A 26171-nucleotide genomic window follows, 5' to 3' on the forward strand; every position below is an offset into this window, starting at 1 on the left:
TCAACTTTCCGCTTCCTGAAGAGACAAAAACGGTGAGAAACGGGTATCCATATGCAGTTTCATCCGAATATTCCGTTTATAGGTATACACCGTCTTACTGTTAATACTGAGCTTTCCGGCGATAACCTGATTGCTGGCTCCATCCATCCAGAGCGTTAATACTTTTTCTTCCTGCCGGGTCAAAAGGGGTGTCGCAACCTGCGGTATTTCATAGCTGGCGCAGGTACTCAATGCGTCATTAATGACCGTGGCCAGCCCTTCCAGCGTGGTGCTTTTAGATAACGAAGCCCACAGCGGATACTGTTTTATCGAGTTTGCTTTATCGACAACTTCCCCTGACTGCAACAAAATAAACGGTAGCGTCTCACTGGCAATAAGCAGTGAGGAGAGCTGCTGGATATCATTCATATCCTGCATAAAGCTGTTTAAATCAGCGATCACCAGCGTCGGTTTCCAGTGCAGGATATGTTCCCTGGCAAGGAAAAGGTTGTTCAGTCCGGTAACCATGAATGTGCCGGGGAACAGACCGGAATGATTGAGCCATGCTTCAAACCCGGTACGGGTGAAGTGACAACGGTCAATCAAGAGAATTTTAAACATGTTGTTTTCGCAGTAGGCAAAGGGTTGGCTTGCTGCCATCAGAAAGCACTCCATCATAGGGAAGTCCGATGAGTGATAAATGACTGAACTACGTTGCATACTGAGGCTATTTCAGCCCTTTACCTGCATTTCGCAAATGGATTGAAAAAAATTCTCTTTCTGAGCAAAATATGTGACTCACTCTGCCTTGCGGGACGACCCGTAAGCGCTTCGACCACCGGGGACGGCCCCAGACTTTTATTTAAGTTAAGGAGCCTGATATGTCCTGGATAATTCTTCTGATTGCCGGTTTGCTGGAAGTGGTGTGGGCCATTGGCCTGAAATATACCCATGGTTTCACCCGGCTGACCCCCAGTATCATTACCGTAACCGCCATGATTGTCAGTATTGCGTTGCTCTCCTGGGCGATGCGAACGCTGCCAGTCGGGACGGCCTATGCGGTCTGGACGGGAATTGGCGCAGTGGGTGCTGCCATTACCGGCATTTTGCTGCTGGGTGAATCCGCGAGCCCGGCGCGTATTGCCAGCCTCGCGTTAATTGTGGCGGGAATTATCGGTTTGAAACTCAGCACTCATTAATGGGGCTGTTCAATCCAGATTAATTTCGACACATCAAACCCCTGCCGGGTCGCGACATCCAGCATTTGCTGCTTCATTTCGTCTGAAATGGTCGGTGTGCGTGAGAGGATCCACAGATAGTCGCGATTCGGCCCACAGACCAGCGCATGGCGATACTCTTTGTCCAGCGCGATCACATTGTAACCCCCGTAGAATGGGCCGAAGAACGACACTTTTAGCGCGGCTCTGTCTGGATCGCCGGTAAAGTATGCTTTGCCGATCGACTGCTGCCACATTCCGCGTTCAGGATTGTATCCCCGATTAATGACCTGAATCCCACCGTCATCCATTGTGCTGTAAGTGGCGGTAACACGCTGTAAACCTCGTTCAAAGCGATGATCCAGACGCGCGATTTCGTACCAGGTACCGAGATAACGCTGTGCATCGAAATTGTTTACGACGGTAACGCCATTTGGCGGGGTAGGGGAACTGCAGGCAACAACTAAAAACGCGGCTGTCACCGCGGCGATAACAGGCAAAATGCGCATAGAGATTTCCTTGCTGTTTTTTTGTTAAGTGTAGATGACAGCAAGGAAAATGAGGATAAAAACGTTATTTCAGTGCGTTCACTATTTGGTAAGCGGCTTTAACCCGGGCAGGGTTGGGATAACTCTTGTTCGCCAGCATCACGATGCCAATCTTCTTTTCAGGAATGAAGGCGACGTAGCTACCAAATCCGCCGGTGGATCCGGTTTTATGCACCCAGGAGGCTTTCACCAAAGGTGCGGGTGGGTTCACTTCTACTGCGGTCAGCGGGGCGAGCGCGACCTTATTATCACTCCCGTCAACGACGGTTTTCTCTTTTACCGGCCAGTTCAGCATTTCCCAGCCTAAGCCCTGATACATCTCACCAATACGCCAGTAGCGCGACTGCGCCAGCGCGATCCCCTGCTGCAGGTTTTCATCTTTAACGCTTGTCGGGTTCATATTGACCTGCACCCAGCTCGCCATATCTTCAATCGTCGTTTTGACGCCGTACGCTTCTGCATCCAGCTGACCCGGTGAAACGTGAACCGGTTTACCATTACGATAGCCCCATGCGTAATGTTTTTCTTCAGATGCCGGGACAGTGATCCAGGTGTGATTGAGTTTCAGCGGCTCAAATATCCGTGTGGTCATCGCCTCTTCAAAGTTCATTCCGGAGGGTTGAACCGCCATGGCACCAAACAGGCCAATACTCGCGTTAGCGTAAAGGCGTTTTGTACCCGGCGCCCACTGTGGCTGCCAGTTCTGATAGAAATTCACCAGAGCGGCCCGGTCAGTGACCTCGTCAGGTACCTGAAGCGGTAACCCGCCTGCCGTATAGGTTGCCAGATGCAGCAGGGTAATGTTTTGCCACTGTTTGCCCGTCAGCTGCGGCCAGTATTTGGCAGCGGGATCGCTCAGGTTAATTTCCCCGCGCGCGATAGCGTCGCCACCTAAAACGCCAGTGAAGGTTTTACTCACCGATCCCAGCTCAAACAGCGTTTGCCGGGTGACGGGCAGACCGGCCTTCAGATCCGCTTTGCCCCAGGTGAAGTAGTGGGTTTTTCCCTGATAAATCACGGCGACGGCCATGCCCGGTATCGCCTGTTCTTTCATCAGAGGCGTTATCGCACGGTTGACGAGATCGGCAATTTGTTTATCTGAAGTGGCGGCGGCAAGGGTCGAACAGGAGGCACTGAGCAGCAGTGCGCAACAAAGTAATTTTTTCATCTGTGCATCTTCCATAAAAAAGCCCGCCGGGAGAGGCGGGCCGGATGAAGATGAACCATATCAAATCGTGACGATAGCAACCAGGGTAACCACCGTCAGAATGGTAGCCAGACCGTAAAACACCCATTTCCCGTTAGGGACGTGAATTTTCAGATCATGCATCGCGTGATGAATACGATGCAGGCCCAGCCACAGTGGCAGAACAATCATCAGGAAGATAAATACGCGGCCGATAAAGCTACTCGCAAAGGCGAGCACGCGATCGTAGCCCAGCGCATCACCGGGAAACAGCCCCAGCGGCAGGAGAATGCCGACGAGCAGGATAATGACGGGCGCGATGATAGCGCTCCACATCCCGCCCGCACCGAACAGTCCCCAGAATACCGGTTCGTCAGAACGCTTTGGATTTGGATTAATCACTCGGGCCTCCTTACCAGAACAATGCGATAAACAGAACGACCACAGTCACCACCGCAGTCACCGCCCAAAGCCCCTTGATGACTGGCTCGGGTCCCATTTTTTCGCCTTTAACGATAATATTCGCGGCCTTAGGCGCCAGCTCAAACCAGGTTTTGGTATGTAACAGCGCGGCGGCAAGCACGATAATATTCAGAATGACCACAATCGGATTTTGCAGGAAGCCCACAAAACTGGTCCAGGTTTCCGGGCCGTGCTTCAGCGCGAAAAGACCATACATCAGCTCCAGGCTGAACCAGACTGCGGGAACCGCCGTGCCTTCACGCAGCATATAGAAGCGATAAAACGGCAGTTTCTTCCACCAGGTGGACGGCATTGGCCGCACGTAGGCTTTGCGTTTAGTCGTCATCATGCACTCCTTAGCGTGGTTTCAGGGTAGCGATAAGAAAGTCTTTCGAGCTTTCCACTTTCCCCTGCTGGATAGCGGCGGCCGGATCGACATGCTTCGGACACACTTCGGAGCAATAGCCCACGAAGGTGCAACTCCACACGCCGTTCTGGCTGTTCAGCTGCGCCATACGTTCTTTTTTACCGTGGTCGCGGCTGTCTTCGTTATAGCGATGCGCCAGGGTAATGGCGGCCGGACCGATGAACTCAGGATTCAGACCAAACTGCGGGCAGGCGGCGTAGCAAAGACCGCAGTTGATGCAGCCGGAGAACTGATGATATTTCGCCATCTGTGCCGGAGTTTGCGTGTTCGGTCCTTGATCGGGTGTACGCGGGTTGCCGATGATATACGGCTTAATCGCTTCCAGGCTTTCGATAAAGTGGGTCATATCGACCACCAGATCGCGCTCGATCGGGAAGTTACCCAGCGCCTCAACCTTAATGCCTTTTGTGTACTCGCGCAGGAAGGTTTTACAGGCCAGTTTCGGCACTTTGTTGACCATCATGCCGCAGGAACCACAGATCGCCATACGGCAAGACCAGCGGTAGCTCAGGTCCGGAGCCAGGTTGTCTTTGATATACCCGAGCGCATCCAACAGCGAGGTTTGCTCATCATAAGGCACCTCGTAGAATACGCTGTGCGGTGCGGCGTCCACTTCCGGGTTGTAGCGCACCACCTCAATTTTCAACGTCTGCATCTCAGCCATTCGCCTTCTCCTTCTTATCGGCTGCTTCCGCTTCTGCCCCATACACGCGTTTTGCTGGTGGCAGCGTAGTGATCTTCACGTCGCTGTAATCCAGACGCGTCGTTCCATCCGGGTCGCGATAAGCGAGGGTATGCTTGAGGAAGTTGACGTCATCACGCTCGGTGCAACCTTCATCAAGACGCTGATGCGCGCCACGTGACTCTTTACGCGCCAGGGCTGAGTGCGCCATACATTCGGCTACGTTCAGGCCGTGGCCCAGCTCGATGGTATAAAGAAGATCGGTGTTGAACACGCTGGACGTATCGGTGACGCGTACCCGCTTGAAGCGCTCCTGCAGTTCCGCCAGCTTATCGACGGTTTTCTGCATCAGTTCCGGTGTACGGTAAATACCGCAACCCTCTTCCATCGAGAGACCCATTTCGTCGCGAATTTTTGCCCAGTTTTCGCTGCCTTCCTGGTTGACCAGCGCTTTCAGTCGTTTCTCGACATCACTCACCTGCGCATCCAGTGCGGCCCCATTGGCCTCACCGACGGTGGCGGCACGTTCCATGGCTTGTTCACCCGCCATGCGGCCAAACACCACCAGCTCTGCCAGAGAGTTCGAACCGAGGCGATTTGCGCCATGCAGACCCACGGAAGAGCATTCGCCGACGGCAAACAGCCCTTTAATACGGGTTTCGCATCGCTGATCGGTTTCGATACCGCCCATGGTGTAGTGCGCGGTTGGGCGGACCGGAATCGGCTCTTTCACCGGATCGACGCCCACATAGGCTTTTGCCAGTTCACAGATGAACGGCAGACGTTCCAGCAATTTCTTCTCGCCCAGATGGCGTAAGTCGAGCCAGACCACATCGCCACGCGGCGTGGAGACGGTGTTGCCTTTGCGCCACTCATGCCAAAATGCCTGGGATACTTTGTCACGCGGACCCAGCTCCATATATTTGTTTTTCGGTTCGCCGAGTGGGGTTTCCGGACCCATGCCGTAATCCTGGAGATAGCGATAACCATCTTTATTCACCAGAATCCCGCCTTCGCCGCGGCACCCTTCCGTCATCAGAATGCCGGAACCGGGCAGGCCGGTAGGGTGGTACTGGACGAACTCCATATCGCGCAGCGGAACGCCGTGACTGAGCGCCATCCCCATACCGTCACCGGTGACAATTCCGCCGTTGGTATTGTAGCGATAGACGCGACCCGCACCGCCGGTCGCCATCACGACCGCATTAGAGCGGATTTGCACCAGTGTGCCTTCCATCATATTCATCGCGACCAGTCCGCGAGCCTGACCTTCATCGACCAGAATATCGAGGACAAAGTGTTCGTCGAAGCGTTGAATTTGAGGGAACTGGAGAGAGGTCTGGAACAGCGTGTGGAGCATGTGAAAACCGGTTTTGTCAGCGGCAAACCACGTGCGCTCGATTTTCATCCCACCAAAGCGACGCACATTCACGCTGCCATCAGGGCGACGACTCCATGGACAACCCCACTGTTCGAGCTGTGTCATTTCAGTTGGGCAATGATGGACGAAATAATCAACGACATCCTGTTCGCAAAGCCAGTCGCCACCCGCGACCGTGTCGTGGAAGTGATATTCGAAGCTGTCATGATCCTGTGCAACGGCGGCGGACCCTCCTTCTGCGGCAACGGTGTGGCTGCGCATCGGATAGACTTTTGAAATCAGTGCGATTTTAGCGTTTGGATTAGCTTGCGCTGCGGCAATCGCAGCCCGTAATCCCGCACCGCCAGCACCTATAACGGCAAGATCGGCTTGAAAAGTTTGCACGACATTCCTCCAGATTTTTGTTTTTTCGCAACGTGATAATCCAACGGGTTTTCACTTGCCTTAAGGGCGGTTGCGAACGCGTTTCCACTGCTCCTTTATAGGTAAAACAGTATAACCGTATGGATGAGGGGGAAATTTGACGTGTTCGATTTTTTTGCTGTTCTGTGCGGGGATTTATCATTGTGTTTGATGAACCGCGTCACGAAATCTCATGGGCTACTGAATCGAGAAAATTTACTGCACAAAATTTGTCTCTCTCCCGGCTAACGAGTAGACTTCGTGCCCTTGTCTGAAACTGGAGAAATTCCCATGAGCGAAACGGCCACCTGGCAGCCGAGCGCAACCATCCCCAATCTGTTAAAACGTGCGGCAATTATGGCGGAAATCCGTCGTTTCTTTGCCGACCGTGGCGTACTGGAGGTGGAAACGCCGTGTATGAGCCAGGCGACGGTAACCGATATTCATCTGGTCCCGTTTGAAACCCGTTTTGTTGGTCCTGGTCACTCTCAGGGGATGAATCTGTACCTGATGACCAGCCCGGAATATCACATGAAACGCCTGCTGGCGGCTGGCTGTGGCCCGGTATATCAGCTGTGTCGCAGTTTCCGTAATGAAGAGATGGGGCGTCACCACAACCCGGAATTCACCATGCTGGAGTGGTATCGTCCGCATTACGATATGTACCGCCTGATGAATGAGGTGGACGATCTGCTGCAACAGGTGCTGGAGTGCGCCGAAGCGGAAACGCTCTCGTATCAGCAGGCCTTCCAGCGTCATCTGGAAATCGATCCGCTGTCAGCGGACAAAACGCAGCTGCGTGAAGTGGCGGCGAAGCTGGATCTGAGCAATGTTGCGGACAGCGAAGAAGATCGCGATACCTTACTGCAACTGCTGTTCACGTTTGGTGTCGAGCCGCAGATCGGTAAAGATCGTCCTACTTTTGTTTACCACTTCCCGGCAAGCCAGGCTTCGCTCGCGCAGATCAGTACTGAAGATCACCGTGTCGCTGAGCGTTTCGAGGTCTATTTCAAAGGTATTGAACTGGCGAATGGTTTCCACGAATTGACCGATGCCCGTGAACAGCAGCAGCGTTTCGAGCAGGATAACCGCAAGCGTACAGCGCGTGGCCTGCCGCAGCAGCCGATTGATACGAATTTGCTCGAAGCATTAAAAGCCGGGCTGCCGGACTGCTCCGGCGTCGCACTCGGCGTGGACCGTCTGGTGATGCTGGCGCTGGGCGCTGAACAGCTTGGCGACGTGATTGCCTTCACGGTGGATCGCGCCTGATTCCTGGCCCTTCTGCGGAAGGGCCGAATAGTTTTTCAAATCCTGTAGAATATTATTTCGATAGATAATTATTCAGTTTTAATTCGCGCTGTTTATATTTTTTATGTGAGTAATATCACTTTGAAAATTTCCGCAAAGATATAATCTGAATGAGTTGGTCGTGTCATTTCTCACAAGGATTCAGTGAAGATGAATAATTTGATTTTCTGCAAGGTCGATAAATTTGGCTTTCCGCATTGGGATAGTTTCGATGCTTTTCGCTGGTATATATTGCCGACAAACTGGAACTATATGACGGGTAATTCATATTTGTGGCTTTATAAAACATCTTGGTTAATATATCATCGAGATAGAATAAAACAGTATGCAAGAGAGGCAGAAATCCCTGCTTTATTACTTGCAGGTGTTGCAGTTTCAGAAGTTGGAGGGACACCGGAAAGGTTCAAGGTGTTTAGTGTGTTACAGATCAGGCAAATAATAGAAAAAATCAGTAAAGGAAATAATAAAAGTTCAAATGCCACATCTGTGGGGTCAATCGCGATACAATTAGGAGTGGCTGCGAAAACGTTAGGAATTAATCCTGATGCCTTGGACAATGCTCAACAGCTTCGTCTCGCTCAATGTTTACTCGAGAATAGTTTTAATATCCGCGTAGTGTCTTTTCATTTACGTGACCTGATTCTCTATGATAATCCTGGAATCGATACATCTCATTTAACAGATGAACAAATTATTCTTGCTGGCTCTCGTTATAATCGTGGCACGCGGAGAAAATCTGATGATATTATAAACTCTATTCATTCCCCTCAAGGTGGAGGAACTCGTGAATACAGTGAGTATGGCAGAAATATCATTGAGAAAAAACAGACGATCATAAAAATATTGCAAGGATGATAAATGACCTGGAAAGTATTTACACTAGGTTTTATTTGGTTTTGTGTTTCTATACTGTGGATTACTTTTTTATCTGTACAGGATAAAGAGTGGCTGATAAGAGAGGGAAGCGTAAAAAACATCTGTGACCTGATGAAATATATTGAAACTGATGATGTCCGCGATGTTGGGATTGTCTTAACCATCCCTTTAATTTTCCCTGCAATTTATACCCTTGTCTGCATAAGAAAACATTACTGGTTTATCTCTTTCGTGATATTGCTGATTACAGCTTTTTGGCTATGGCGATTTTTTTTACGCTATCAGATATGTCTCTGGTAACCAAAAACGAAGCATGTAAAAAGGCTGGTCATAACGAGCGACCAGCCTAATGAATTACAAACTTCCCGCTGGGCGCTTTTTCGCCGCTGACGTCATCGTTCTGCCCGTTTTACGGCCATCCAGTGTTTCCAGACGCATCTGGAACGGCGGGAATGGCATATCGATACCGTGCTCGCGGAAGCCCGCCAGAATGAGCTGGTGGATTTCATGGCGCAGCGGCATACGATGCCCCATCTCGGCGGCGTAAATACGTAGCTCGAAAATCTGAATCCCCTGCTGCAAATCGACCAGGAACACTTCCGGCGCAGGATTATCGATCACCAGAGAACAACGTTCGGCGGCGGTATAGAGAATTTGCGTTACCTCTTCGCTGTTCGCGTCCGACGGAGCCGGGACGGTCAGCACCACACGCGTGACGGAGTCGGACAGCGACCAGTTGATAAACTGCTCAGTGATAAACGCCTTGTTCGGCACGATAATCTCTTTACGATCCCAGTCGCTGATTGTGGTGGCGCGAGTGTTAATACGAGTGATGCTGCCGGTCAGATCGCGGATCGTCACGGTATCGCCGATACGGATTGGCTTCTCAAACAGAATGATCAGGCCAGAGATAAAGTTGGCGAAGATCTCCTGTAAACCGAAGCCCAACCCGACACCCAGTGCGGCGACCAGCCATTGCAGCTTGGACCACTCAATACCAATCATCGAGAAGCCCACCAGTCCGCCAAACAGCAGGATCAGGTATTTGGTAATGGTGGTGATGGCATATCCCGTCCCGGGCGTTAAATCGAGGTGCTGCAGTAACGCCAGTTCCAGCAGCGCCGGGAAGTTACGCACCAGCTGCGTGGTAATAATCAATACCAGGATAGCGATTAACACAGCGCCCAGTGTAATCGGCTCAAGGCTTTCGACTCCCTGAACGGTCGATGTGGCATCCCACAGAGAGATGTTCTCCAGGAAGCCAAAAGCGGAGTGGATTTCAGACCACAGCACGATGACGGACAGGAGGGCAATCAGCATCAGAATGGAGCGCACCAGTCGCAGAGACTGGGTACTGATGGCATCGAGATCCAGTTCCACCTCATCCGCTTCCGTTGTGCCTTCTGTGCTGCTGGTATTGTGCGGCTCTTCTTCACCCCGCGCACGCTGGGCAAGGATTTCGGCGCGACGATGTTTGGCGCGATCAAACGCCAGTCGGCGGCGCTGAATTAACATCCAGCGGCGGATAATGTGATACACCACCAGCAACAGGAACCAGATTGCGACCGAGGTTTCGAGGCGCGCCAGCAGAGCCTGCGCAGTCGCCAGATAGCCAACCGCAGCTGCCAGAATAGCCACCAGAGGGGCGCTGAGCAGCAGGTTCCACAGCATGCGGTTAACCATGTTGTCGCCGCTACCGGTTTTATCGACATACAGTGGAATTCCCGCCCGTTTCAGGCTCAGTGTGACCATCGCCAGTGCGCCGCAGATCAGCATAAAGCAGAGCCTGCCGAGCGAGCCGGAAAACTCACGATCGTTGAGATTATCGAACATAATCAGCGCCATAATGAGCGGCACAATAAGCCCGATACTCATCAGGTAATAGCGCATTGCCCGTGTGACGCGCTGGCGCGGCCAGGCGAAGTGGGCGATAAACAGCCCGTTAGGACGGGCAAAGGTGGCGCAAATCATCACCACCCACAGCAGGGGAACGGTGGCAGTCACGCCATCGCCAATCGCCACCGCGAGGGGATACGGCCACGCCTCCCGCAGACCATAGCCCAGCGTCATCCAGAGTACGGGCAGCGGAGAGGCCACCAGGATAGACCAGAATACGGTGCGTAGCGTGAGCCAAAAGTGATCCTGCGTGACTTTACCCACCCGGGCGCTGGAACGTTCCAGGAAACGGGTAAAATGCCTGCGCGAATAAATACTAAACCCGACCAGAATCAACGCGGCCAGTAGCGGGAAGATTGTCTCTTTACTGGTCAGGATCATGACACCGGCTTTACCTACCTGACCAAATGTATCCAGTGAAATCAGGCGGCGTAGATCCTGAACGATATCAATCGGCCAGGAGAAGCCCATTGGGCGCACATCAGAGGTCCAGAACAGATATCGGTGTGTCGCCTCGTTGACTTCTTTGAGCGCGTCCTCCAGCTGACTGTTGGAGACCTTCAGCTTAGTCAGCTCCAGAATCAGCGTATCCCCGCCCTGCAGAAGCGAGTTCAGTAACTCACGTTGGGTGCGTAACTGGGCCTCCAGAATGCGGTTCTGCTCACTGGTCAACGGCTGGCCGTCTGCCTGATGAAGCTGGCGGATTTGCGGCTGTTTGTTCAGCTGATCTTCATAACGCAGGCGCTGGACGCGCAGTTGAGCCATTTCGGTATCCAGCTGCTGCGGTTTAGGCATTTCTGGTAAACGCGCCACCTGAGCACGTAACGCTTCGCCCAACAGATTTGACGAGCCAAGCCACTGCGACTGTTCACGCAAGGTGTTGAGCGCCTGGCGTACCTGCAGGGTCTGATTGGTTGCCTGACGCTGCTGAGAGGCGACCAGGTCCATTCGCTGAGCCTGCTGGTTCAGTGCTGCGGACAACTCGCGGTTAACTTTGAACTGTTCGACGATTCCGGCCGGGAGGTTGTCGCTGTTTTCCGCCAGCAGTTCGGTGCTCTCCAGCGCGCGTTCTGCTTCCCGCTGACGCTGGCTGTTCAGTTGATTACGCAGGGCTTGCAGATAAGCGTCGAGCTGCTGGCTCTGCTTCTGCGCCAGCTCCGAGCGCATGCGTGCCAGCTCCTGACGGTTATTGGCCGACAGCTGGGCCAGCTCAAGTTCATCCACCTGCGCCTTCAGCCGGGATGATTCAGCCTGCAGGCTTATATTTTGTGGCGAATTACCTGATTGCGTACCAATACGCCGCTCCACTTCGTTGAGCTGGCGGCGGGCATCGGTTTGCTGCTGAGGAAGCTGACTTAATGAATCAGCGATTTCGCGCGCGCGATCTTGCTCCTGCTGGGCCTGACGGCTTTTTTCCAGCAGTTGGCTGCTGACCTGCAGGATCTCCTGGTTCAGGGCGTCGGAGGTCATCCCCGAAGGGACATCGCGTGGCTCTTCGCGCAGATTATTCAGCTGCGTGCGGAGCGTTTGTGAGAGTTTGGGGAAGTTATCAATAACTTGTTGATATTGCTGCGCGCGCTCAAGAGAACCTTTACGTTCATCAAGCGCGTTCAGGGCGGACTGGAGCAACTCAACGGTCTCTGGCTGAGCGGGTTTGGCCGCTTTGGCCTGCTCCAGTTCCTGGCTTATCTGTTTGGCATCGGGGGCTGTCGCTGCGTACGCCCCCATACTGAGGCACCAGGCCATCAGAAAAATGATAATCGGGCGCACGTCAGCGATTCCTTTGGTTAGCCTTCGTCTTTCTTGTCTTCAACCAGCGGGCTGGCTTCATGTTCAGCGGCGATCTCTTCTTCCGGCAGCGGCGCTGGCTCGGCTTCTGGTGTCACGAAGGTTTCCGTCGAGATAGCCAGCGGCTGACCAATTTTGGTCACGGACAGGCTTTGCAGAGAATCCACCAGATTCACTTTACCCGGCGCAAACAGGTTGATAACCGTTGAGCCCAGCTTGAAGCGACCCATCTCCTGACCTTTCAGCAGCGCGACAGAGCCTTCGCTCTCGCCAGCAGGCCAGGTCCAGCGTTTGATAACCCCTTCGCGTGGCGGAGTGATGGTGCCGGCCCAGACGGTTTCAATGCTGCCTACAATGGTAGCACCCACCAGAATCTGTGCCATTGGACCAAATTCAGTATCAAACAGGCAGATAACGCGTTCGTTACGGGCGAACAGGTTCGGAACATTCTGCGCGGTCAGGTGGTTCACAGAGAACAGATCGCCCGGCACGTAGATCATTTCACGCAGAATGCCGTTGCACGGCATATGCACGCGGTGATAGTCGCGCGGCGAGAGGTAGGTGGTGACAAATGAACCGTTACGGAACAGATCTGCCATCTGATAGTTACCAGCCAGCAGGGCTTCCATGCTGTAGTTGTGGCCCTTAGCCTGCAGGATTTTGTCTTCTTCGATTTTTCCGAGTTGGCTGATGACACCATCGGCTGGCATGACCAGGATATTCGGATCGGTATCCAGCGGGCGGACTTCATCACGCAGAGGGCGGACAAAGAAATCGTTGAAAGTGCGATAGCTGGCGGTATCCGGCTTCTGCGCCTCTTTCATATCGACCTTGTAGTATTTAACGAACAGGTCGATAACCAGCTTTGTCAGCCAGCCCGCTCGTTTGCTCGCGCCCCAGCCCGCCAGGCGGGTGAGCCATAGTTTCGGCAGAATGTATTGAAGCGAAAGTTTAAATGAGTTTAACAAGGTAGCCTCCAGGCCATTGTTTTGTCGTTCCTGATCCGACCGAAAACAGCCGGAACCTGAAAAAAGGGGACGATTTTAGCGACGCTTAGCTTAGTTGTCAGTTATCAGAATCAGAAAAGTTTTTACGCGTTTTTACCTGATCCATGCTTTCGAGGATCCGGTGATAGTTATAGAAACGGGTTTCTGCGATTTTACCGTTTTCTACCGCTTCGCGAATGGCGCAGCCAGGGTCGTTATCGTGTTTACAGTCGCGATATTTACACGCACCTAAATAGTCATGGAATTCGACAAATCCATTGAAGATTTGTTCTGGTTCAAGATGCCACAAACCAAATTCGCGTACTCCTGGGGAGTCAATCACATCGCCGCCGTGGGGGAAGTGGTACAGGCGAGAGGCCGTGGTGGTGTGCTGCCCAAGACCGGAGTTATCAGAAACATCGTTGGTCAGGATCTCTTTCTGCAAGCCCAGCAGGTTGTTCAGCAGGCTGGATTTTCCAACCCCGGACTGACCCGCAAAGATGCTGATACGGTCGGTCAGCGCCTCTTTGAGCGGTTGAAGGCCATCTTTTTTATGGCTGGAAACCATCAGCACGCGATAGCCGATCGCGCGGTAGATATCCATCTGCTCGTTGACAAAGGCCATGCCTTCGTCGTCCAGCAGATCGATCTTGTTCAGAACGATCAGCGGTTCGACCTCCAGCGTTTCGCAGGCGACGAGATAACGATCGATAATGTTGAGTGAAAGTTCCGGCAAGATCGCCGATACAATCACGATTTGATTAATATTGGCGGCGATCGGTTTGACGCCATCATAGAAATCAGGACGTGTCAGGACGGAGGTCCGCTCATGAACCGCTTCGACGATCCCTTTTACCGTGACACCCTCGGCCGCCGCTTTGCCCGGACGCCATACCACACGGTCACCGGTGACCAGTGAGCGGATGGTGCGACGAATGTTGCAGCGGTGGACGCCACCGTCGGCGGCTTCCACATCGGCATGCATACCGAAGCGGCTAATCACCATGCCTTCAGTGGGCTCGCCAAACAGGTTGTCGTCGTAATCGGGTTTCTCCGAAGTGGTCTTAAGACGGCGCTGATGGTTGGCATTCACACGGCGCTGTTGCCCTTTGGAGAGTTTATTTTTACTCAATCGTGCTGGCTCCTGGTCGCCCATGTCGGGCAAAACCTCTATGATACACACTAATTAATACTAGTTAACCAGCTACGGCCGGTTATGCGAGAAGGGTGGAAAATAACATGAGCGCGGATGAAAACAACCTGATTTGGATCGATCTTGAAATGACCGGGCTCGATCCCGAGCGCGATCGCATCATCGAAATCGCGACGCTGGTGACTGATGCTCACCTGAACATTCTGGCGGAAGGCCCGACGATTGCGGTTCATCAGTCTGATGCACAGCTGGCGCTGATGGATGACTGGAACGTGCGCACCCATACCGGAAGCGGGCTGGTGGAGCGAGTAAAAGCGAGTGCGCAGGGCGATCGCGAAGCGGAACTGGCCACGATTGAGTTCCTCAAGCAGTGGGTCCCGGCGGGTAAATCGCCTATTTGCGGTAACAGCATTGGGCAGGATCGCCGTTTCCTGTTTAAGTACATGCCGGAACTGGAAGCGTATTTCCACTACCGTTATCTGGACGTGAGCACTCTGAAGGAGCTGGCGCGTCGCTGGAAGCCAGAAATTCTTGATGGTTTTAAAAAGCAGGGCACGCACCAGGCGATGGATGATATCCGCGAATCGGTGGCTGAGCTGGCGTATTACCGCGAGAATTTTATTAAGTTGTAAGTTTGCTGCCCGGCGCGCTTGCGTAGCCGGGTTTTTGCCGCTAAATTGTGCAGCTTGCCGATTAATTAAGCACTTGAACAGGATTTCAAAAAAATCGCTTTCAGGGGGGTTGCAGCTAAAAGGATTTCTCGTATAATGCGCCTCCCGTAACGACAGAGAATTACGCGTTACGGAAGCATCAAATTAATCGCAGGATTTCAGGTTGCAGCAAGTGACTTGAAGGACAAAGATTAAGCGGGAATAGCTCAGTTGGTAGAGCACGACCTTGCCAAGGTCGGGGTCGCGAGTTCGAGTCTCGTTTCCCGCTCCAAAATTTGAAAGTATCGCAAGATACGCACCACCCAATCGCAGGATTTCAGGTTGCAGCAAAGCGGCTTGAAAAACAAAGATTAAGCGGGAATAGCTCAGTTGGTAGAGCACGACCTTGCCAAGGTCGGGGTCGCGAGTTCGAGTCTCGTTTCCCGCTCCAAAATTTGAAAGTATCGCAAGATACGCACCACCCAATCGCAGGATTTCAGGTTGCAGTAAGGCGGCTTGAAAGACAAAGATTAAGCGGGAATAGCTCAGTTGGTAGAGCACGACCTTGCCAAGGTCGGGGTCGCGAGTTCGAGTCTCGTTTCCCGCTCCAAATTCTTCTTCTCTCCAGATTATCCACAGCGAAATTGTTCGTTGGGGACATTTTATTTTGTCTTTGACAAACTCTTGTAAACAGAGTTATCCACAGAAGAGTCTGCTTAAAGCCGATGTGCAATAACTTCGCATAGTGAATGAAATTTCTATAACTTATTGAAATTATTATCTAATATTTGATTTCAAAATGTTATCGGGATCACTTGACCTGTTTGCAAAGCCTGATGCAGCTTGACTTCATAATTTTATTCACAGGCTGTGAATAGTTCAGGCATCACGCGTAAGCCCTTTTTCAATCACCCGCACCAGACGTTGTTTCTTCGGTAACTGCACCTCAACCACGCAGGCATTTCGCTTCTCAATTTGCTGCGCAATCGCCCATTCTATGTGTTCATCGAGAAGTGGGTGCTCACCTCTGCGTTTTTCGAGCGCCTGAATATTGGCTTCCTCCCAGGGGGCATTCCCCAGGGCAACGGCGATGTTTCTCAGCCAGCGCAGATGTCCAATACGTCGAATCGCAGACCCTTCCGTCACTTTGAGGAAATACGCCTCGCTCCAGGAAAACAGTTCAATGAGCTGCGGAGCATGCAACGCTTTACGCGGACTGAAATCGTCTTCATCCGTCAGCTGCGAATAGCGGTTCCACGGGCAGATGAGCTGGCAGTCATCACAACCGTAAATGCGATTGCCCATTAGCGGGCGAAACTCTTCCGGAATGGAGCCTTCCAGTTCGATGGTGAGGTAAGAGATGCAGCGGCGTGCATCAACGGTATAAGGCTCGACAATGGCTCCGGTGGGGCAAATGGTCATACACGCGACGCAGCGCCCGCACCCTTCTTCAACCGGTCCATCTATCGGTAACGGTAAATCAATCAATAATTCACCGAGAAAGAAGAATGATCCGGCGTCACGGCTAAGGATTAGTGAGTGCTTACCTGTCCAGCCAAGACCCGATTTTTCTGCTATTGGGCGTTCAAGAATAGGCGCGGAGTCGACAAACGGTCTAAAATTCAGCGAGCCGCAGTGCTCCTGGATGGTTTCGCCGAGTTTTTTTAAGCGGTTACGCAGAAGCTTATGGTAATCGCGCCCAAGGGCATAACGGCTCACGTAACCTAAAGACGGGTTTTTCAGCGTGCGGGCGAATGCCGCATTAGCCGGCAGGTAGTTCATGCGAACGCTAATCACGCGCAAAGTACCTGGCAACAGTTCATGAGGGCGCGCGCGCATCATGCCGTGACGTGCCATCCACTCCATTTCGCCGTGGTACTGTTTGTCCAGCCAGGCCTGAAGTTTTGGCTCGCTAGCGGTAAGGTCGGTATCGGTGATACCCACTTTCTGGAAGCCAAGCTCAGCGCCCCACTGTTTGATGTTTTGCGCTAACTGATTGAGATCGAGGGGCTGCGACATGACGGACCATACAATGAAGAAAAACCCCACAAGTATACCACATTCCATTTGGCCTGCGGACGAACTGCGTCACGCCGAAAAAGAGGCTGCCGATAGCCTCGGAGTCACCCTGTATGAACTGATGCAGCGCGCGGGTCAGGCGGCATTTAACGTCGCCCGCGAGCATTATCCTCAGGCAACGCACTGGCTAATCCTCTGTGGGCCGGGCAATAACGGCGGTGATGGCTATGTCATTGCCCGACTGGCTATCGCCGCTGGGATTAACGTGACCCTACTGGCACTGGAAAGTGAGAAACCGTCCCCGGAAGAAGCCAGCGAAGCGCGCAATGCCTGGCTCAATGCCGGTGGCGTGATTCATGCTGCGGATAGCGTCTGGCCAGAAAATACCGATCTCATCGTTGATGGATTGCTCGGTACCGGGCTCAGTCAGGCTCCGCGCGAAAATGTGGCTGCGCTGATTACCCGGGCTAATGCCCATCCGGCTCCGGTTATCGCTCTGGATATTCCTTCGGGGTTGATGGCGCAAACGGGGGCGACGCCAGGCGCAGTGATACAAGCCGCGCATACGGTCACCTTTATTGCGCTTAAACCCGGATTGTTAACGGGCAAAGCGCGCGATGTGGTGGGAATGCTTCACCACGATGCGCTCGGACTCGAAAAGTGGCTTGCGGGCCAGCAAACGGCAATCTCTCGTTTTGATGCTTCCCGGCTTGCACAGTGGCTGCCGCCACGCCGTCCGACGTCGAACAAAGGCGATCACGGGAAACTCGTGATAGTCGGTGGCGATCACGGCACGGCAGGGGCGATTCGCATGACCGGAGAGGGCGCTCTGCGGGCGGGGGCGGGCCTTGTGCGAGTGCTCACTCGCATTGAAAATATCTCCCCGATTGTGACCGCCCGGCCTGAGCTGATGGTGCATGAACTGACTCCGCAATCTCTTGAAGAGAGTCTGGATTGGGCGGATGTCGTCGCGATAGGCCCCGGGCTCGGCCAAAAAGAGTGGGGCAAAAAAGCGCTTCAGAAAGTCGAAAATTGTCGAAAACCGATGCTGTGGGATGCCGACGCGCTTAACCTTCTGGCAATCAACCCTGATAAACGTCACAATCGCATTCTGACGCCACACCCCGGTGAAGCCGCGCGGCTGCTTAACTGCAGCGTCGCAGAAATTGAAAGCGATCGCTTACTTTCTGCGCAGCGTCTGGTAAAACGTTATGGAGGTGTTGCCGTTTTGAAAGGGGCGGGCACGATCGTTGCCTGTGAGTCTGGCGCGTTGGGTATTATCGACGCGGGCAATGCGGGAATGGCCAGTGGCGGAATGGGCGATGTGCTCTCCGGCATTATCAGCGCGTTGCTTGGACAGAAACTCCCCCCTTATGATGCAGCCATTGCAGGCTGCGTGGCACACGGTGCGGCAGCCGACAGACTGGCCGCGCAGTATGGTACGCGCGGCATGCTGGCGACCGATCTTTTTGACACGCTACGGCGTGTTGTTAACCCGGATGTGATTGACGTAGAAAATGACTAATCGAGTGATTTCTTTACCCGACGAACAGGCAACTTTGGATCTCGGCAAGCGCCTGGCGCAGGCTTGTGAGGGGGCAACCGTCATTTATCTGTATGGCGATTTAGGCGCGGGTAAAACGACCTTCAGCCGGGGATTTTTGCAGGCGTTAGGCCACAAAGGGAATGTCAAAAGCCCAACCTACACCCTGGTGGAACCGTACACGCTTGAGCACCTGATGGTGTATCACTTCGATCTTTACCGTCTTGCGGACCCGGAGGAGCTCGAATTTATGGGGATCCGTGACTATTTTGCCAACGATGCCATTTGCCTGGTGGAGTGGCCGCAACAAGGCGCGGGTGTGTTGCCTGACCCGGATGTCGAAATTCACTTAGATTACCAGGCGCAAGGGCGTGAGGCACGCATCAGTGCAGTTTCCTCATCAGGTAATTCCTTGCTGGCGCGTTTAGCCAGCTGAACTAAGGGATAACGGGATGATTAATCGCGTTAAAGGTTGGTTGTTGGCCGCCACGGTGCTGCTGTGCGCACAGGCCGGGGCGGCGAGCTTATCGGACATTCAGGTGTCCAATGGTGATTCGCAGGCGCGGATCACCTTCAGTTTTATGGGCGATCCGGATTACGCCTTCTCCCAGGAAGACAAGCGAAGCGTCGCACTTGATATCAAACAGACCGGCGTCATTCAGGGGCTGCCGCTGCAGTTTAGCGGGAATAACCTGGTGAAAAGTATTCGTTCCGGAACGGCAAAAGACGCTCAGTCTCTGCGACTGGTGGTTGACCTTACGCAAGACGGTAAAACGCGCGCGGTGAAGCAGCAAAATGGCGCGAATTACACCGTGGTCTTTACCATCAATGCCGATGCACCGCCGCCGCCTCCACCGCCGGTAGTGGCGAAACGGGTGGAACAGCCGATGGTTGCGCCGCGTCCTTCCGAGCCGGCGCGCAATCCGTTCAAAGCGCAAAATGATCGCATCACCGGCGTGACCAGCAGCAATACGGTAACGCGTCCTGCGGCGCGCGCCCGTGCGGTGACGAGTGACGAAAAAGTGATCATCGCCATTGATGCCGGACACGGTGGGCAAGATCCTGGCGCAATTGGCCCCGGCGGCACGCGTGAGAAAAACGTCACCATCTCGATTGCGCGCAAACTGCGTGCGTTGCTGAATGACGACCCGATGTTTAAAGGCGTCATGACGCGTGACGGGGATTATTTTATCTCGGTGATGGGGCGCTCTGACGTTGCCCGTAAGCAAAACGCTAACTTCCTGGTGTCGATTCATGCGGACGCTGCACCAAATCGCAGTGCGACAGGTGCCTCGGTGTGGGTGCTGTCGAACCGTCGCGCCAACAGCGAAATGGCGAACTGGCTCGAAGAGCACGAGAAACAGTCCGAGCTGCTCGGCGGCGCGGGTGATGTGCTGGCGAACAGCCAGTCCGACCCGTATCTCAGCCAGGCGGTGCTGGATTTACAATTCGGTCATTCTCAGCGCGTCGGGTATGATGTGGCAACTAACGTCATCGGCCAGCTCCAGCGCGTGGGGGCGATACATAAACGCCGTCCTGAACATGCCAGTTTAGGGGTGTTGCGCTCACCGGATATCCCGTCGATCCTGGTCGAAACCGGTTTTATCAGTAATAACGGCGAAGAACGTTTACTGGCGAGCGACAGCTATCAGCAGGAAATCGCCGATGCCATTTATAACGGCTTGCGTAATTACTTTGCGGCCCATCCGCTGCAGTCTGCGCCGCAAGGCGGCGCGGGCCAAACCGCCAGTGCCTCTCTGCCTGGCGAAATGAGCGCAACCCACTAAGGAGACATCATGCCGATTCAGGTTCTGCCGCCGCAGCTTGCGAACCAAATCGCCGCCGGTGAGGTGGTGGAGCGTCCTGCATCGGTCGTGAAAGAGCTGGTTGAAAACAGTCTCGATGCGGGCGCCACCCGCATTGATATTGATATCGAACGCGGTGGCGCAAAGCTTATCCGTATTCGTGACAACGGTTGTGGCATCAAAAAAGACGAGCTGGCGCTGGCGCTGGCCCGTCACGCCACCAGCAAAATTGCCTCGCTCGACGATCTGGAAGCCATTATCAGCCTCGGTTTTCGCGGCGAGGCGCTGGCCAGTATCAGCTCCGTTTCCCGTCTGACGCTCACCTCCCGCACCGCTGAACAGCAGGAAGCCTGGCAGGCTTATGCAGAAGGGCGGGACATGGATGTGACGGTGAAACCTGCGGCCCATCCGGTGGGCACGACGCTTGAAGTGCTGGACCTGTTCTACAACACCCCGGCGCGCCGCAAGTTTATGCGCACTGAAAAGACCGAATTTACCCATATTGATGAGATCATTCGCCGTATCGCGCTGGCGCGTTTTGACGTCACCATCAACCTGAGCCATAACGGCAAGGTGATGCGTCAGTACCGCGCGGTGGCGGAAGGCGGGCAAAAAGAGCGTCGATTAGGGGCGATATGTGGCACGGCGTTCCTGGAACAGGCGCTGGCGATTGAGTGGCAGCATGGCGATTTAGCGATGCGCGGCTGGGTGGCCGATCCTAAAGCGATGAATGCGACGCTGGCGGATATTCAGTATTGCTACGTTAATGGCCGTATGATGCGCGACCGGCTGATTAACCATGCCATCCGCCAGGCCTGCGAAGATAAGCTTGGCGCGGATCAGCAGCCTGCATTTGTGCTCTATCTTGAAATCGATCCGCATCAGGTGGATGTCAACGTCCATCCGGCCAAGCATGAAGTGCGTTTCCACCAGTCGCGGCTGGTGCACGATTTTATCTACCAGGGCGTGTTGAGTGTGTTGCAGCAGCAAGCGGAACCGACGCTACCGCTGGAAGACGAAACGCTTGCGGTGCGCACAGTCCCGGAAAACCGTATTGCCGCAGGGCGCAATCAGTTTGCTGAACCTGCGGTCGCGCGCCAGCCTGATGCGCCGCGCTACGCTACGGCCACGCATACCAGCACCCCGCGTCCGACCGGGGCGAATTATCCCCATGCCCCGGCGTATCAAAAACAACAGGGTGCGTTGTACAGCAAATTGCTTGATACTCCAGCGGTGGAGCGGAAAGAGAATGTCGCGCAATCCGCGCCCGCGCTGGACGGGCACAGCCAGAGTTTTGGGCGCGTATTAACGATCATCGCGCCGGAGACGGCGCTGCTTGAGCGCGACGGCCATCTTGCGCTGCTGGCCTTACCCGTGGCGGAGCGCTGGCTGAAACAAGCACAACTGACCCCCGGAGCTAACGCCGCGTGTGCTCAGCCGCTGTTAATTCCGGTACGGATAAAAATATCGACGCAAGAGTCCGCGATTCTGAAGCGCACTCAGGCCCTGTTGGCAGAAATGGGTATTGAATTTGTGCTTGAGGCGCAACATGTGATTATTCGCGCGGTGCCTTTACCCTTACGCCAACAAAATTTACAAAACTTGATTCCTGAACTGATAGGCTACCTGGCGCAGCAAACAACGATTGATGCCGCCAATACCGCGCAGTGGATTGCCCGCCATCTGGCGAGCGACCATCATCCGTGGAGTATGGCCCAGGCCATCACCGTGCTGGCAGAAGTTGAACGTCTTTGTCCAAATCTGGTCAAAGCTCCGCCGGGTGGTTTATTACAACGTGTTGATTTACATTCGGCGATGAACGCCCTGAAAGATGAGTGATGTGAGTAAGGCGAGCCTGCCTAAGGCAATTTTCTTAATGGGGCCGACGGCCTCGGGTAAAACGGCGTTAGCGATTGAGCTACGTAAAGTTTTGCCAGTAGAGTTGATTAGCGTCGACTCCGCCCTTATTTATCAAGGGATGGATGTGGGTACGGCGAAGCCAAATGCAGAAGAACTGCGCGCGGCACCGCACCGGTTGCTGGATATTCTCGACCCGGCACAGGCCTATTCGGCAGCGGATTTCCGCCGCGATGCGCTGGCGCAAATGGCCGAGATCACCGCGGCGGGACGAATACCGCTGTTGGTTGGCGGAACAATGCTCTATTTCAAGGCGCTGCTGGAGGGATTATCTCCCCTGCCATCGGCAGACCCGGAAGTTAGAGCAAAGATTGAGCAGCAGGCGGCAGAGCAAGGATGGGTGGCGTTGCACCAGCAGCTGGAAGAGATTGATCCGGTTGCCGCAGCGCGGATTCATCCAAATGATCCGCAAAGGCTTTCCCGGGCACTGGAAGTTTTTTTCATTTCGGGTAAAACTTTAACGGAACTGACGCAAACGTCAGGAGAAGCTCTGCCGTATCAGGTGCATCAGTTCGCCATCGCCCCGGCGAGCCGTGAACTGCTCCATCAACGAATTGAGCAGCGTTTTCATCAGATGTTGGCTTCAGGTTTTGAAGCAGAAGTGCGGGCGCTATTTGCTCGCGGAGATTTGCATACGGATATGCCTTCCATTCGTTGTGTCGGATATCGCCAGATGTGGTCATACATTGAAGGCGAGATTTCATACGATGAAATGGTTTATCGAGGTGTTTGCGCCACCAGACAGTTAGCGAAGCGCCAGATGACCTGGTTGCGAGGCTGGGACGGAATCCACTGGTTAGACAGTGAAAAGCCTGAACAGTCTTACAACGAAGTTTTACAGGTAGTGGGTGATATCGCAGACTGAATGTGTACAATTAAGTCGTATCGTGCGCAATTTTTCAGAATCGCAAGGTTCTAAGTACAAAACAAGCATATAAGGAAAAGATAGAATGGCTAAGGGGCAATCTTTACAAGATCCGTTCTTGAACGCATTGCGTCGTGAACGTGTTCCAGTTTCTATTTATTTGGTGAATGGTATTAAGCTGCAAGGTCAGATTGAGTCTTTCGATCAGTTCGTGATTCTGTTGAAAAACACGGTCAGCCAGATGGTCTATAAGCACGCTATTTCTACTGTTGTTCCGTCTCGCCCGGTATCTCATCACAGCAACAACGCTGGCGGCGGCACTGGTAGTAACTACCATCATGGCAGCAACGCGCAGGGTTCTTCTGCACCAGCGCAGGACAGCGAAGAAACCGAATAAGGTTACTCGCTGTTTTTCCACACGGGGAGCCAGGTTTTCTGCGTTCCCCGCTGATCTATTTTAAGGAATTTACGCTTGTTTGACCGTTATGATGCTGGTGAGCAGGCGGTACTGGTACACATCTATTTTTCGCAAGACAAAGATATGGAAGATCTCCAGGAGTTTGAAGCTCTGGTCTCTTCCGCCGGTGTCGAAGCAATGCAGGTGATTACCGGTAGCCGTAAAGCGCCGCACCCAAAGTATTTTGTTGGTGAAGGTAAAGCAGTCGAAATTGCGGAAGCCGTAAAAGCAACCGGCGCGTCCGTCGTGCTGTTTGATCACGCGCTATCTCCGGCTCAAGAGCGTAACCTGGAAGCCCTGTGCGAATGCCGCGTTATCGATCGTACAGGACTGATATTAGACATTTTTGCTCAACGTGCACGTACCCATGAGGGGAAATTGCAGGTTGAGCTGGCGCAATTGCGTCATCTGGCAACGCGCCTCGTGCGCGGCTGGACCCACCTTGAAAGGCAAAAGGGCGGGATTGGTTTGCGTGGCCCTGGTGAAACCCAGCTCGAAACCGACCGTCGACTGCTGCGTGGCCGTATTACCCAGATCCTCTCACGTCTGGCAAGAGTCGAAAAACAGCGTGAGCAAGGACGTCGTTCGCGAACGAAAGCTGACATCCCGACGGTGTCGCTGGTGGGGTATACCAACGCCGGTAAATCCACCCTGTTTAACCAGATCACTGATGCCAGCGTCTATGCTGCAGACCAGCTGTTTGCGACCCTTGACCCCACGCTTCGTCGTATCGACGTAGCGGATGTTGGTGAAACGGTGCTGGCGGATACGGTAGGGTTTATTCGTCATTTGCCTCACGATCTGGTCGCTGCATTTAAAGCGACGTTGCAGGAGACGCGACAGGCGACACTGCTACTGCACATCATTGATGCCGCGGATGTTCGCGTGCAGGAAAACATCGACGCTGTGAATACCGTGCTCGAAGAGATCGACGCGCACGAGATCCCAACGCTGTTGGTGATGAACAAGATTGATATGCTGGACGATTTTGAACCGCGTATCGATCGAGATGAAGAGAACAAACCAATTCGGGTCTGGCTTTCTGCCCAGACCGGAGTCGGTGTGCCACTGCTTTTCCAGGCTTTGACAGAACGTCTTTCCGGTGAGGTCGCTCAGCACACGCTGCGCTTACCGCCACAGGAAGGCAGGCTGCGTAGCCGGTTTTATCAGCTTCAGGCGATAGAAAAAGAGTGGATGGAGGATGACGGCAGCGTGGGGATGCAGGTGCGTATGCCGATCGTTGACTGGCGTCGCCTCTGTAAACAAGAACCTACGCTGGTGGACTACGTTGTCTGATCAGAAAAAGGTTTAAACAAGGCCTGAAAAAATTCGCCCTTGCATAACAAATATGGAGCATATACATGGCGTGGAATCAGCCCGGTAATAACGGACAAGACCGCGACCCGTGGGGAAGCAGCAATAATCAAGGCGGCAACTCTGGGGGAAATGGCAACAAAGGTGGTCGCGAGCAGGGGCCTCCTGATCTGGACGATATCTTCCGCAAACTGAGCAAAAAGCTTGGTGGTTTTGGCGGTGGTAAAGGTTCTGGCTCCGGTGGAAATTCCACCCAAGGGCCGCGCCCGCATATGGGTGGCCGCGTAGTGGGGATTGTTGCCGCTGCGGTGGTGATCATTTGGGCTGCGAGCGGGTTCTATACCATCAAAGAAGCTGAGCGCGGTGTGGTCACTCGCTTCGGTAAATTTAGCCATCTGGTTGAGCCGGGTCTGAACTGGAAGCCAACGTTTGTCGATAACGTGACCGCGGTTAACGTGGAATCGGTTCGCGAACTGGCCGCGTCCGGCGTGATGCTGACCTCTGATGAGAACGTGGTTCGCGTTGAGATGAACGTGCAGTATCGCGTCACCGATCCGCAGCACTATCTGTTCAGCGTGACCAGTGCGGATGACAGTCTGCGTCAGGCAACCGACAGCGCTCTGCGCGGTGTGATCGGTAAATACACCATGGACCGTATTCTGACGGAAGGTCGTACCGTTATTCGTAGCGATACCCAGCGCGAGCTGGAAGAGACTATTCGTCCGTACAACATGGGTATTACCCTGCTGGACGTCAACTTCCAGGCTGCTCGTCCGCCGGAAGAGGTGAAAGCCGCGTTTGATGATGCGATTGCCGCGCGTGAAAACGAACAGCAATACATTCGTGAAGCAGAAGCCTATACCAACGAAGTGCAGCCGCGTGCGAACGGTCAGGCACAGCGTATTCTCGAAGAAGCGCGTGCGTACAAAACGCAGACCATCCTGGAAGCCCAGGGTGAAGTGGCTCGCTTTGCGAAGATCCTGCCGGAATATAAAGCTGCCCCGGAAATTACCCGTGAGCGTCTGTATATCGAGACCATGGAGAAAGTGCTGAGCCACACCCGTAAAGTGCTGGTCAATGACAGCAAAGGTGGCAACCTGATGGTGCTTCCGCTGGACCAGATGCTGAAAGGCGGTAATGCGCCTGCGGCAAAGCAGGATAACAGCGGAGCGAACAATCTGCTGCGCCTGCCGCCTGCTTCCGGCAGCAACTCCAGCGCCAATACCTCGTCTTCTTCAAGCGATGGTGACATCATGGACCAACGCCGCGCCAACGCGCAGCGTAACGACAGCCAGCGTCAGGGGGAATAA

Annotated in this window: 24 protein-coding genes and 3 tRNA genes; 16 read left to right on the forward strand and 11 right to left on the reverse strand. The window is 53.7% G+C overall.

Annotation, left to right across the window (positions count from 1 at the left end; translation table 11 throughout):
• Complete coding sequence (locus tag SOM82_RS01880; RefSeq protein ID WP_154126930.1) at positions 1-600, reverse strand: LuxR C-terminal-related transcriptional regulator; 600 nt, start codon at positions 598-600, stop codon at positions 1-3.
• Between the two features lie 260 nt (positions 601-860).
• Here SOM82_RS01880 and sugE point away from each other — a divergent pair, with 260 nt between their 5' ends.
• Complete coding sequence (gene sugE / locus SOM82_RS01885; protein ID WP_100777912.1) at positions 861-1178, forward strand: quaternary ammonium compound efflux SMR transporter SugE; 318 nt, start codon at positions 861-863, stop codon at positions 1176-1178.
• On the opposite strand, the gene SOM82_RS01890 is transcribed toward sugE, so the two are convergent.
• The 6 genes from SOM82_RS01890 to frdA form a co-directional block, all read right to left on the reverse strand.
• The gene (locus SOM82_RS01890; RefSeq protein ID WP_154126931.1) at positions 1175-1705 is read right to left on the reverse strand and encodes a lipocalin family protein; all 531 of its coding nucleotides are present in this window, start codon (positions 1703-1705) and stop codon (positions 1175-1177) included. The two genes, sugE and SOM82_RS01890, sit on opposite strands and share 4 nt — an antisense overlap.
• A 64-nt stretch (positions 1706-1769) precedes the next feature.
• Positions 1770-2912, reverse strand: coding sequence for a CMY2/MIR/ACT/EC family class C beta-lactamase (gene ampC / locus SOM82_RS01895; protein WP_320460726.1), 1143 nt, complete (start codon positions 2910-2912; stop codon positions 1770-1772).
• A gap of 60 nt (positions 2913-2972) precedes the next feature.
• Positions 2973-3332: a fumarate reductase subunit FrdD gene (gene frdD / locus SOM82_RS01900; RefSeq protein WP_320460727.1), complete on the reverse strand. Its 360-nt coding sequence runs from the start codon at positions 3330-3332 to the stop codon at positions 2973-2975.
• A 10-nt stretch (positions 3333-3342) separates the two neighbouring features.
• Positions 3343-3738, reverse strand: coding sequence for a fumarate reductase subunit FrdC (gene frdC / locus SOM82_RS01905; protein WP_154127046.1), 396 nt, complete (start codon positions 3736-3738; stop codon positions 3343-3345).
• Between the two features lie 10 nt (positions 3739-3748).
• On the reverse strand, positions 3749-4483 hold the full coding sequence (locus SOM82_RS01910; RefSeq protein ID WP_154126934.1) for a succinate dehydrogenase/fumarate reductase iron-sulfur subunit: 735 nt from the start codon (positions 4481-4483) through the stop codon (positions 3749-3751).
• Positions 4476-6266: a fumarate reductase (quinol) flavoprotein subunit gene (frdA, locus tag SOM82_RS01915; protein ID WP_320460728.1), complete on the reverse strand. Its 1791-nt coding sequence runs from the start codon at positions 6264-6266 to the stop codon at positions 4476-4478. The genes SOM82_RS01910 and frdA overlap by 8 nt, the downstream gene beginning before the upstream one ends.
• Positions 6267-6575: 309 nt before the next feature.
• On the opposite strand from frdA, the gene epmA reads away from it, so the two are divergent.
• The 3 genes from epmA to SOM82_RS01930 all read left to right on the forward strand — a co-directional run bounded on the left by epmA (position 6576) and on the right by SOM82_RS01930 (position 8768).
• A complete protein-coding gene (epmA, locus tag SOM82_RS01920; protein WP_320460729.1) occupies positions 6576-7553 on the forward strand; it encodes an elongation factor P--(R)-beta-lysine ligase in 978 nt (325 codons plus the stop codon).
• Between the two features lie 189 nt (positions 7554-7742).
• The gene (locus SOM82_RS01925) at positions 7743-8447 is read left to right on the forward strand and encodes a hypothetical protein (protein WP_320460730.1); all 705 of its coding nucleotides are present in this window, start codon (positions 7743-7745) and stop codon (positions 8445-8447) included.
• Positions 8448-8450: 3 nt separating this feature from the next.
• Positions 8451-8768, forward strand: coding sequence for a DUF2645 family protein (locus tag SOM82_RS01930; RefSeq protein WP_320460731.1), 318 nt, complete (start codon positions 8451-8453; stop codon positions 8766-8768).
• Positions 8769-8822: 54 nt separating this feature from the next.
• On the opposite strand, the gene mscM is transcribed toward SOM82_RS01930, so the two are convergent.
• From mscM to rsgA, 3 genes are all read right to left on the reverse strand, one after another.
• The gene (mscM, locus tag SOM82_RS01935; protein WP_320460732.1) at positions 8823-12134 is read right to left on the reverse strand and encodes a miniconductance mechanosensitive channel MscM; all 3312 of its coding nucleotides are present in this window, start codon (positions 12132-12134) and stop codon (positions 8823-8825) included.
• A 17-nt stretch (positions 12135-12151) separates the two neighbouring features.
• Entirely contained in the window at positions 12152-13120 is a 969-nt protein-coding gene (asd, locus tag SOM82_RS01940; protein WP_154126937.1) for an archaetidylserine decarboxylase, read from the reverse strand.
• Positions 13121-13217: 97 nt separating this feature from the next.
• Complete coding sequence (gene rsgA / locus SOM82_RS01945; protein WP_320460733.1) at positions 13218-14270, reverse strand: small ribosomal subunit biogenesis GTPase RsgA; 1053 nt, start codon at positions 14268-14270, stop codon at positions 13218-13220.
• Between the two features lie 107 nt (positions 14271-14377).
• On the opposite strand from rsgA, the gene orn reads away from it, so the two are divergent.
• From orn to SOM82_RS01965, 4 genes are all read left to right on the forward strand, one after another.
• Positions 14378-14923 carry an oligoribonuclease gene (orn, locus tag SOM82_RS01950; RefSeq protein ID WP_320460734.1) on the forward strand — a complete coding sequence of 182 codons (546 nt, stop codon included), beginning with the start codon at positions 14378-14380 and terminating at the stop codon, positions 14921-14923.
• Between the two features lie 234 nt (positions 14924-15157).
• Positions 15158-15233 (forward strand) — tRNA-Gly (locus tag SOM82_RS01955).
• A gap of 83 nt (positions 15234-15316) precedes the next feature.
• Positions 15317-15392, forward strand: a tRNA-Gly gene (locus tag SOM82_RS01960).
• A gap of 83 nt (positions 15393-15475) precedes the next feature.
• Positions 15476-15551 (forward strand) — tRNA-Gly (locus SOM82_RS01965).
• Positions 15552-15820: 269 nt separating this feature from the next.
• Here SOM82_RS01965 and queG read toward each other — a convergent pair.
• Positions 15821-16960, reverse strand: a complete 1140-nt coding sequence (gene queG / locus SOM82_RS01970; protein WP_320460735.1) for a tRNA epoxyqueuosine(34) reductase QueG — start codon at positions 16958-16960, stop codon at positions 15821-15823.
• Between queG and nnr the strand changes: the two genes are divergently transcribed.
• From nnr to hflK, 8 genes are all read left to right on the forward strand, one after another.
• Entirely contained in the window at positions 16959-18485 is a 1527-nt protein-coding gene (nnr, locus tag SOM82_RS01975) for a bifunctional ADP-dependent NAD(P)H-hydrate dehydratase/NAD(P)H-hydrate epimerase (protein WP_320460736.1), read from the forward strand. The two genes, queG and nnr, sit on opposite strands and share 2 nt — an antisense overlap.
• Complete coding sequence (gene tsaE / locus SOM82_RS01980) at positions 18478-18939, forward strand: tRNA (adenosine(37)-N6)-threonylcarbamoyltransferase complex ATPase subunit type 1 TsaE (RefSeq protein ID WP_154126942.1); 462 nt, start codon at positions 18478-18480, stop codon at positions 18937-18939. The genes nnr and tsaE overlap by 8 nt, the downstream gene beginning before the upstream one ends.
• Positions 18940-18955: 16 nt before the next feature.
• A complete protein-coding gene (gene amiB, locus SOM82_RS01985; RefSeq protein ID WP_320460737.1) occupies positions 18956-20290 on the forward strand; it encodes an N-acetylmuramoyl-L-alanine amidase AmiB in 1335 nt (444 codons plus the stop codon).
• A 9-nt stretch (positions 20291-20299) separates the two neighbouring features.
• On the forward strand, positions 20300-22147 hold the full coding sequence (gene mutL / locus SOM82_RS01990; RefSeq protein WP_320460738.1) for a DNA mismatch repair endonuclease MutL: 1848 nt from the start codon (positions 20300-20302) through the stop codon (positions 22145-22147).
• Complete coding sequence (gene miaA, locus SOM82_RS01995) at positions 22140-23090, forward strand: tRNA (adenosine(37)-N6)-dimethylallyltransferase MiaA (RefSeq protein WP_154126945.1); 951 nt, start codon at positions 22140-22142, stop codon at positions 23088-23090. The genes mutL and miaA overlap by 8 nt, the downstream gene beginning before the upstream one ends.
• An 85-nt stretch (positions 23091-23175) precedes the next feature.
• Positions 23176-23487 carry an RNA chaperone Hfq gene (hfq, locus tag SOM82_RS02000; protein ID WP_006810391.1) on the forward strand — a complete coding sequence of 104 codons (312 nt, stop codon included), beginning with the start codon at positions 23176-23178 and terminating at the stop codon, positions 23485-23487.
• A gap of 75 nt (positions 23488-23562) precedes the next feature.
• The gene (hflX, locus tag SOM82_RS02005) at positions 23563-24843 is read left to right on the forward strand and encodes a ribosome rescue GTPase HflX (protein WP_154126946.1); all 1281 of its coding nucleotides are present in this window, start codon (positions 23563-23565) and stop codon (positions 24841-24843) included.
• Positions 24844-24908: 65 nt separating this feature from the next.
• Positions 24909-26171 (forward strand): FtsH protease activity modulator HflK, encoded by a 1263-nt coding sequence (gene hflK, locus SOM82_RS02010; protein ID WP_154126947.1) that lies wholly within the window; start codon positions 24909-24911, stop codon positions 26169-26171.

Source organism: Lelliottia sp. CFBP8978, assembly GCF_034046055.2.
Taxonomy (GTDB): domain Bacteria; phylum Pseudomonadota; class Gammaproteobacteria; order Enterobacterales; family Enterobacteriaceae; genus Enterobacter.

What these genes read in the sequence shown, in the direction of transcription:
- SOM82_RS01880 (WP_154126930.1), bottom strand. Translation starts at nt 600, where the DNA reads ATGTTTAAAATTCTCTTGATTGACCGTTGTCACTTCACCCGTACCGGG.
- miaA (WP_154126945.1), top strand. Translation starts at nt 22,140, where the DNA reads ATGAGTGATGTGAGTAAGGCGAGCCTGCCTAAGGCAATTTTCTTAATG.
- frdC (WP_154127046.1), bottom strand. Translation starts at nt 3,738, where the DNA reads ATGACGACTAAACGCAAAGCCTACGTGCGGCCAATGCCGTCCACCTGG.
- SOM82_RS01925 (WP_320460730.1), top strand. Translation starts at nt 7,743, where the DNA reads ATGAATAATTTGATTTTCTGCAAGGTCGATAAATTTGGCTTTCCGCAT.
- hflK (WP_154126947.1), top strand. Translation starts at nt 24,909, where the DNA reads ATGGCGTGGAATCAGCCCGGTAATAACGGACAAGACCGCGACCCGTGG.
- SOM82_RS01890 (WP_154126931.1), bottom strand. Translation starts at nt 1,705, where the DNA reads ATGCGCATTTTGCCTGTTATCGCCGCGGTGACAGCCGCGTTTTTAGTT.
- hfq (WP_006810391.1), top strand. Translation starts at nt 23,176, where the DNA reads ATGGCTAAGGGGCAATCTTTACAAGATCCGTTCTTGAACGCATTGCGT.
- SOM82_RS01910 (WP_154126934.1), bottom strand. Translation starts at nt 4,483, where the DNA reads ATGGCTGAGATGCAGACGTTGAAAATTGAGGTGGTGCGCTACAACCCG.
- orn (WP_320460734.1), top strand. Translation starts at nt 14,378, where the DNA reads ATGAGCGCGGATGAAAACAACCTGATTTGGATCGATCTTGAAATGACC.
- nnr (WP_320460736.1), top strand. Translation starts at nt 16,959, where the DNA reads ATGACGGACCATACAATGAAGAAAAACCCCACAAGTATACCACATTCC.
- SOM82_RS01930 (WP_320460731.1), top strand. Translation starts at nt 8,451, where the DNA reads ATGACCTGGAAAGTATTTACACTAGGTTTTATTTGGTTTTGTGTTTCT.
- tsaE (WP_154126942.1), top strand. Translation starts at nt 18,478, where the DNA reads ATGACTAATCGAGTGATTTCTTTACCCGACGAACAGGCAACTTTGGAT.
- amiB (WP_320460737.1), top strand. Translation starts at nt 18,956, where the DNA reads ATGATTAATCGCGTTAAAGGTTGGTTGTTGGCCGCCACGGTGCTGCTG.
- ampC (WP_320460726.1), bottom strand. Translation starts at nt 2,912, where the DNA reads ATGAAAAAATTACTTTGTTGCGCACTGCTGCTCAGTGCCTCCTGTTCG.
- queG (WP_320460735.1), bottom strand. Translation starts at nt 16,960, where the DNA reads ATGTCGCAGCCCCTCGATCTCAATCAGTTAGCGCAAAACATCAAACAG.
- sugE (WP_100777912.1), top strand. Translation starts at nt 861, where the DNA reads ATGTCCTGGATAATTCTTCTGATTGCCGGTTTGCTGGAAGTGGTGTGG.
- mutL (WP_320460738.1), top strand. Translation starts at nt 20,300, where the DNA reads ATGCCGATTCAGGTTCTGCCGCCGCAGCTTGCGAACCAAATCGCCGCC.
- epmA (WP_320460729.1), top strand. Translation starts at nt 6,576, where the DNA reads ATGAGCGAAACGGCCACCTGGCAGCCGAGCGCAACCATCCCCAATCTG.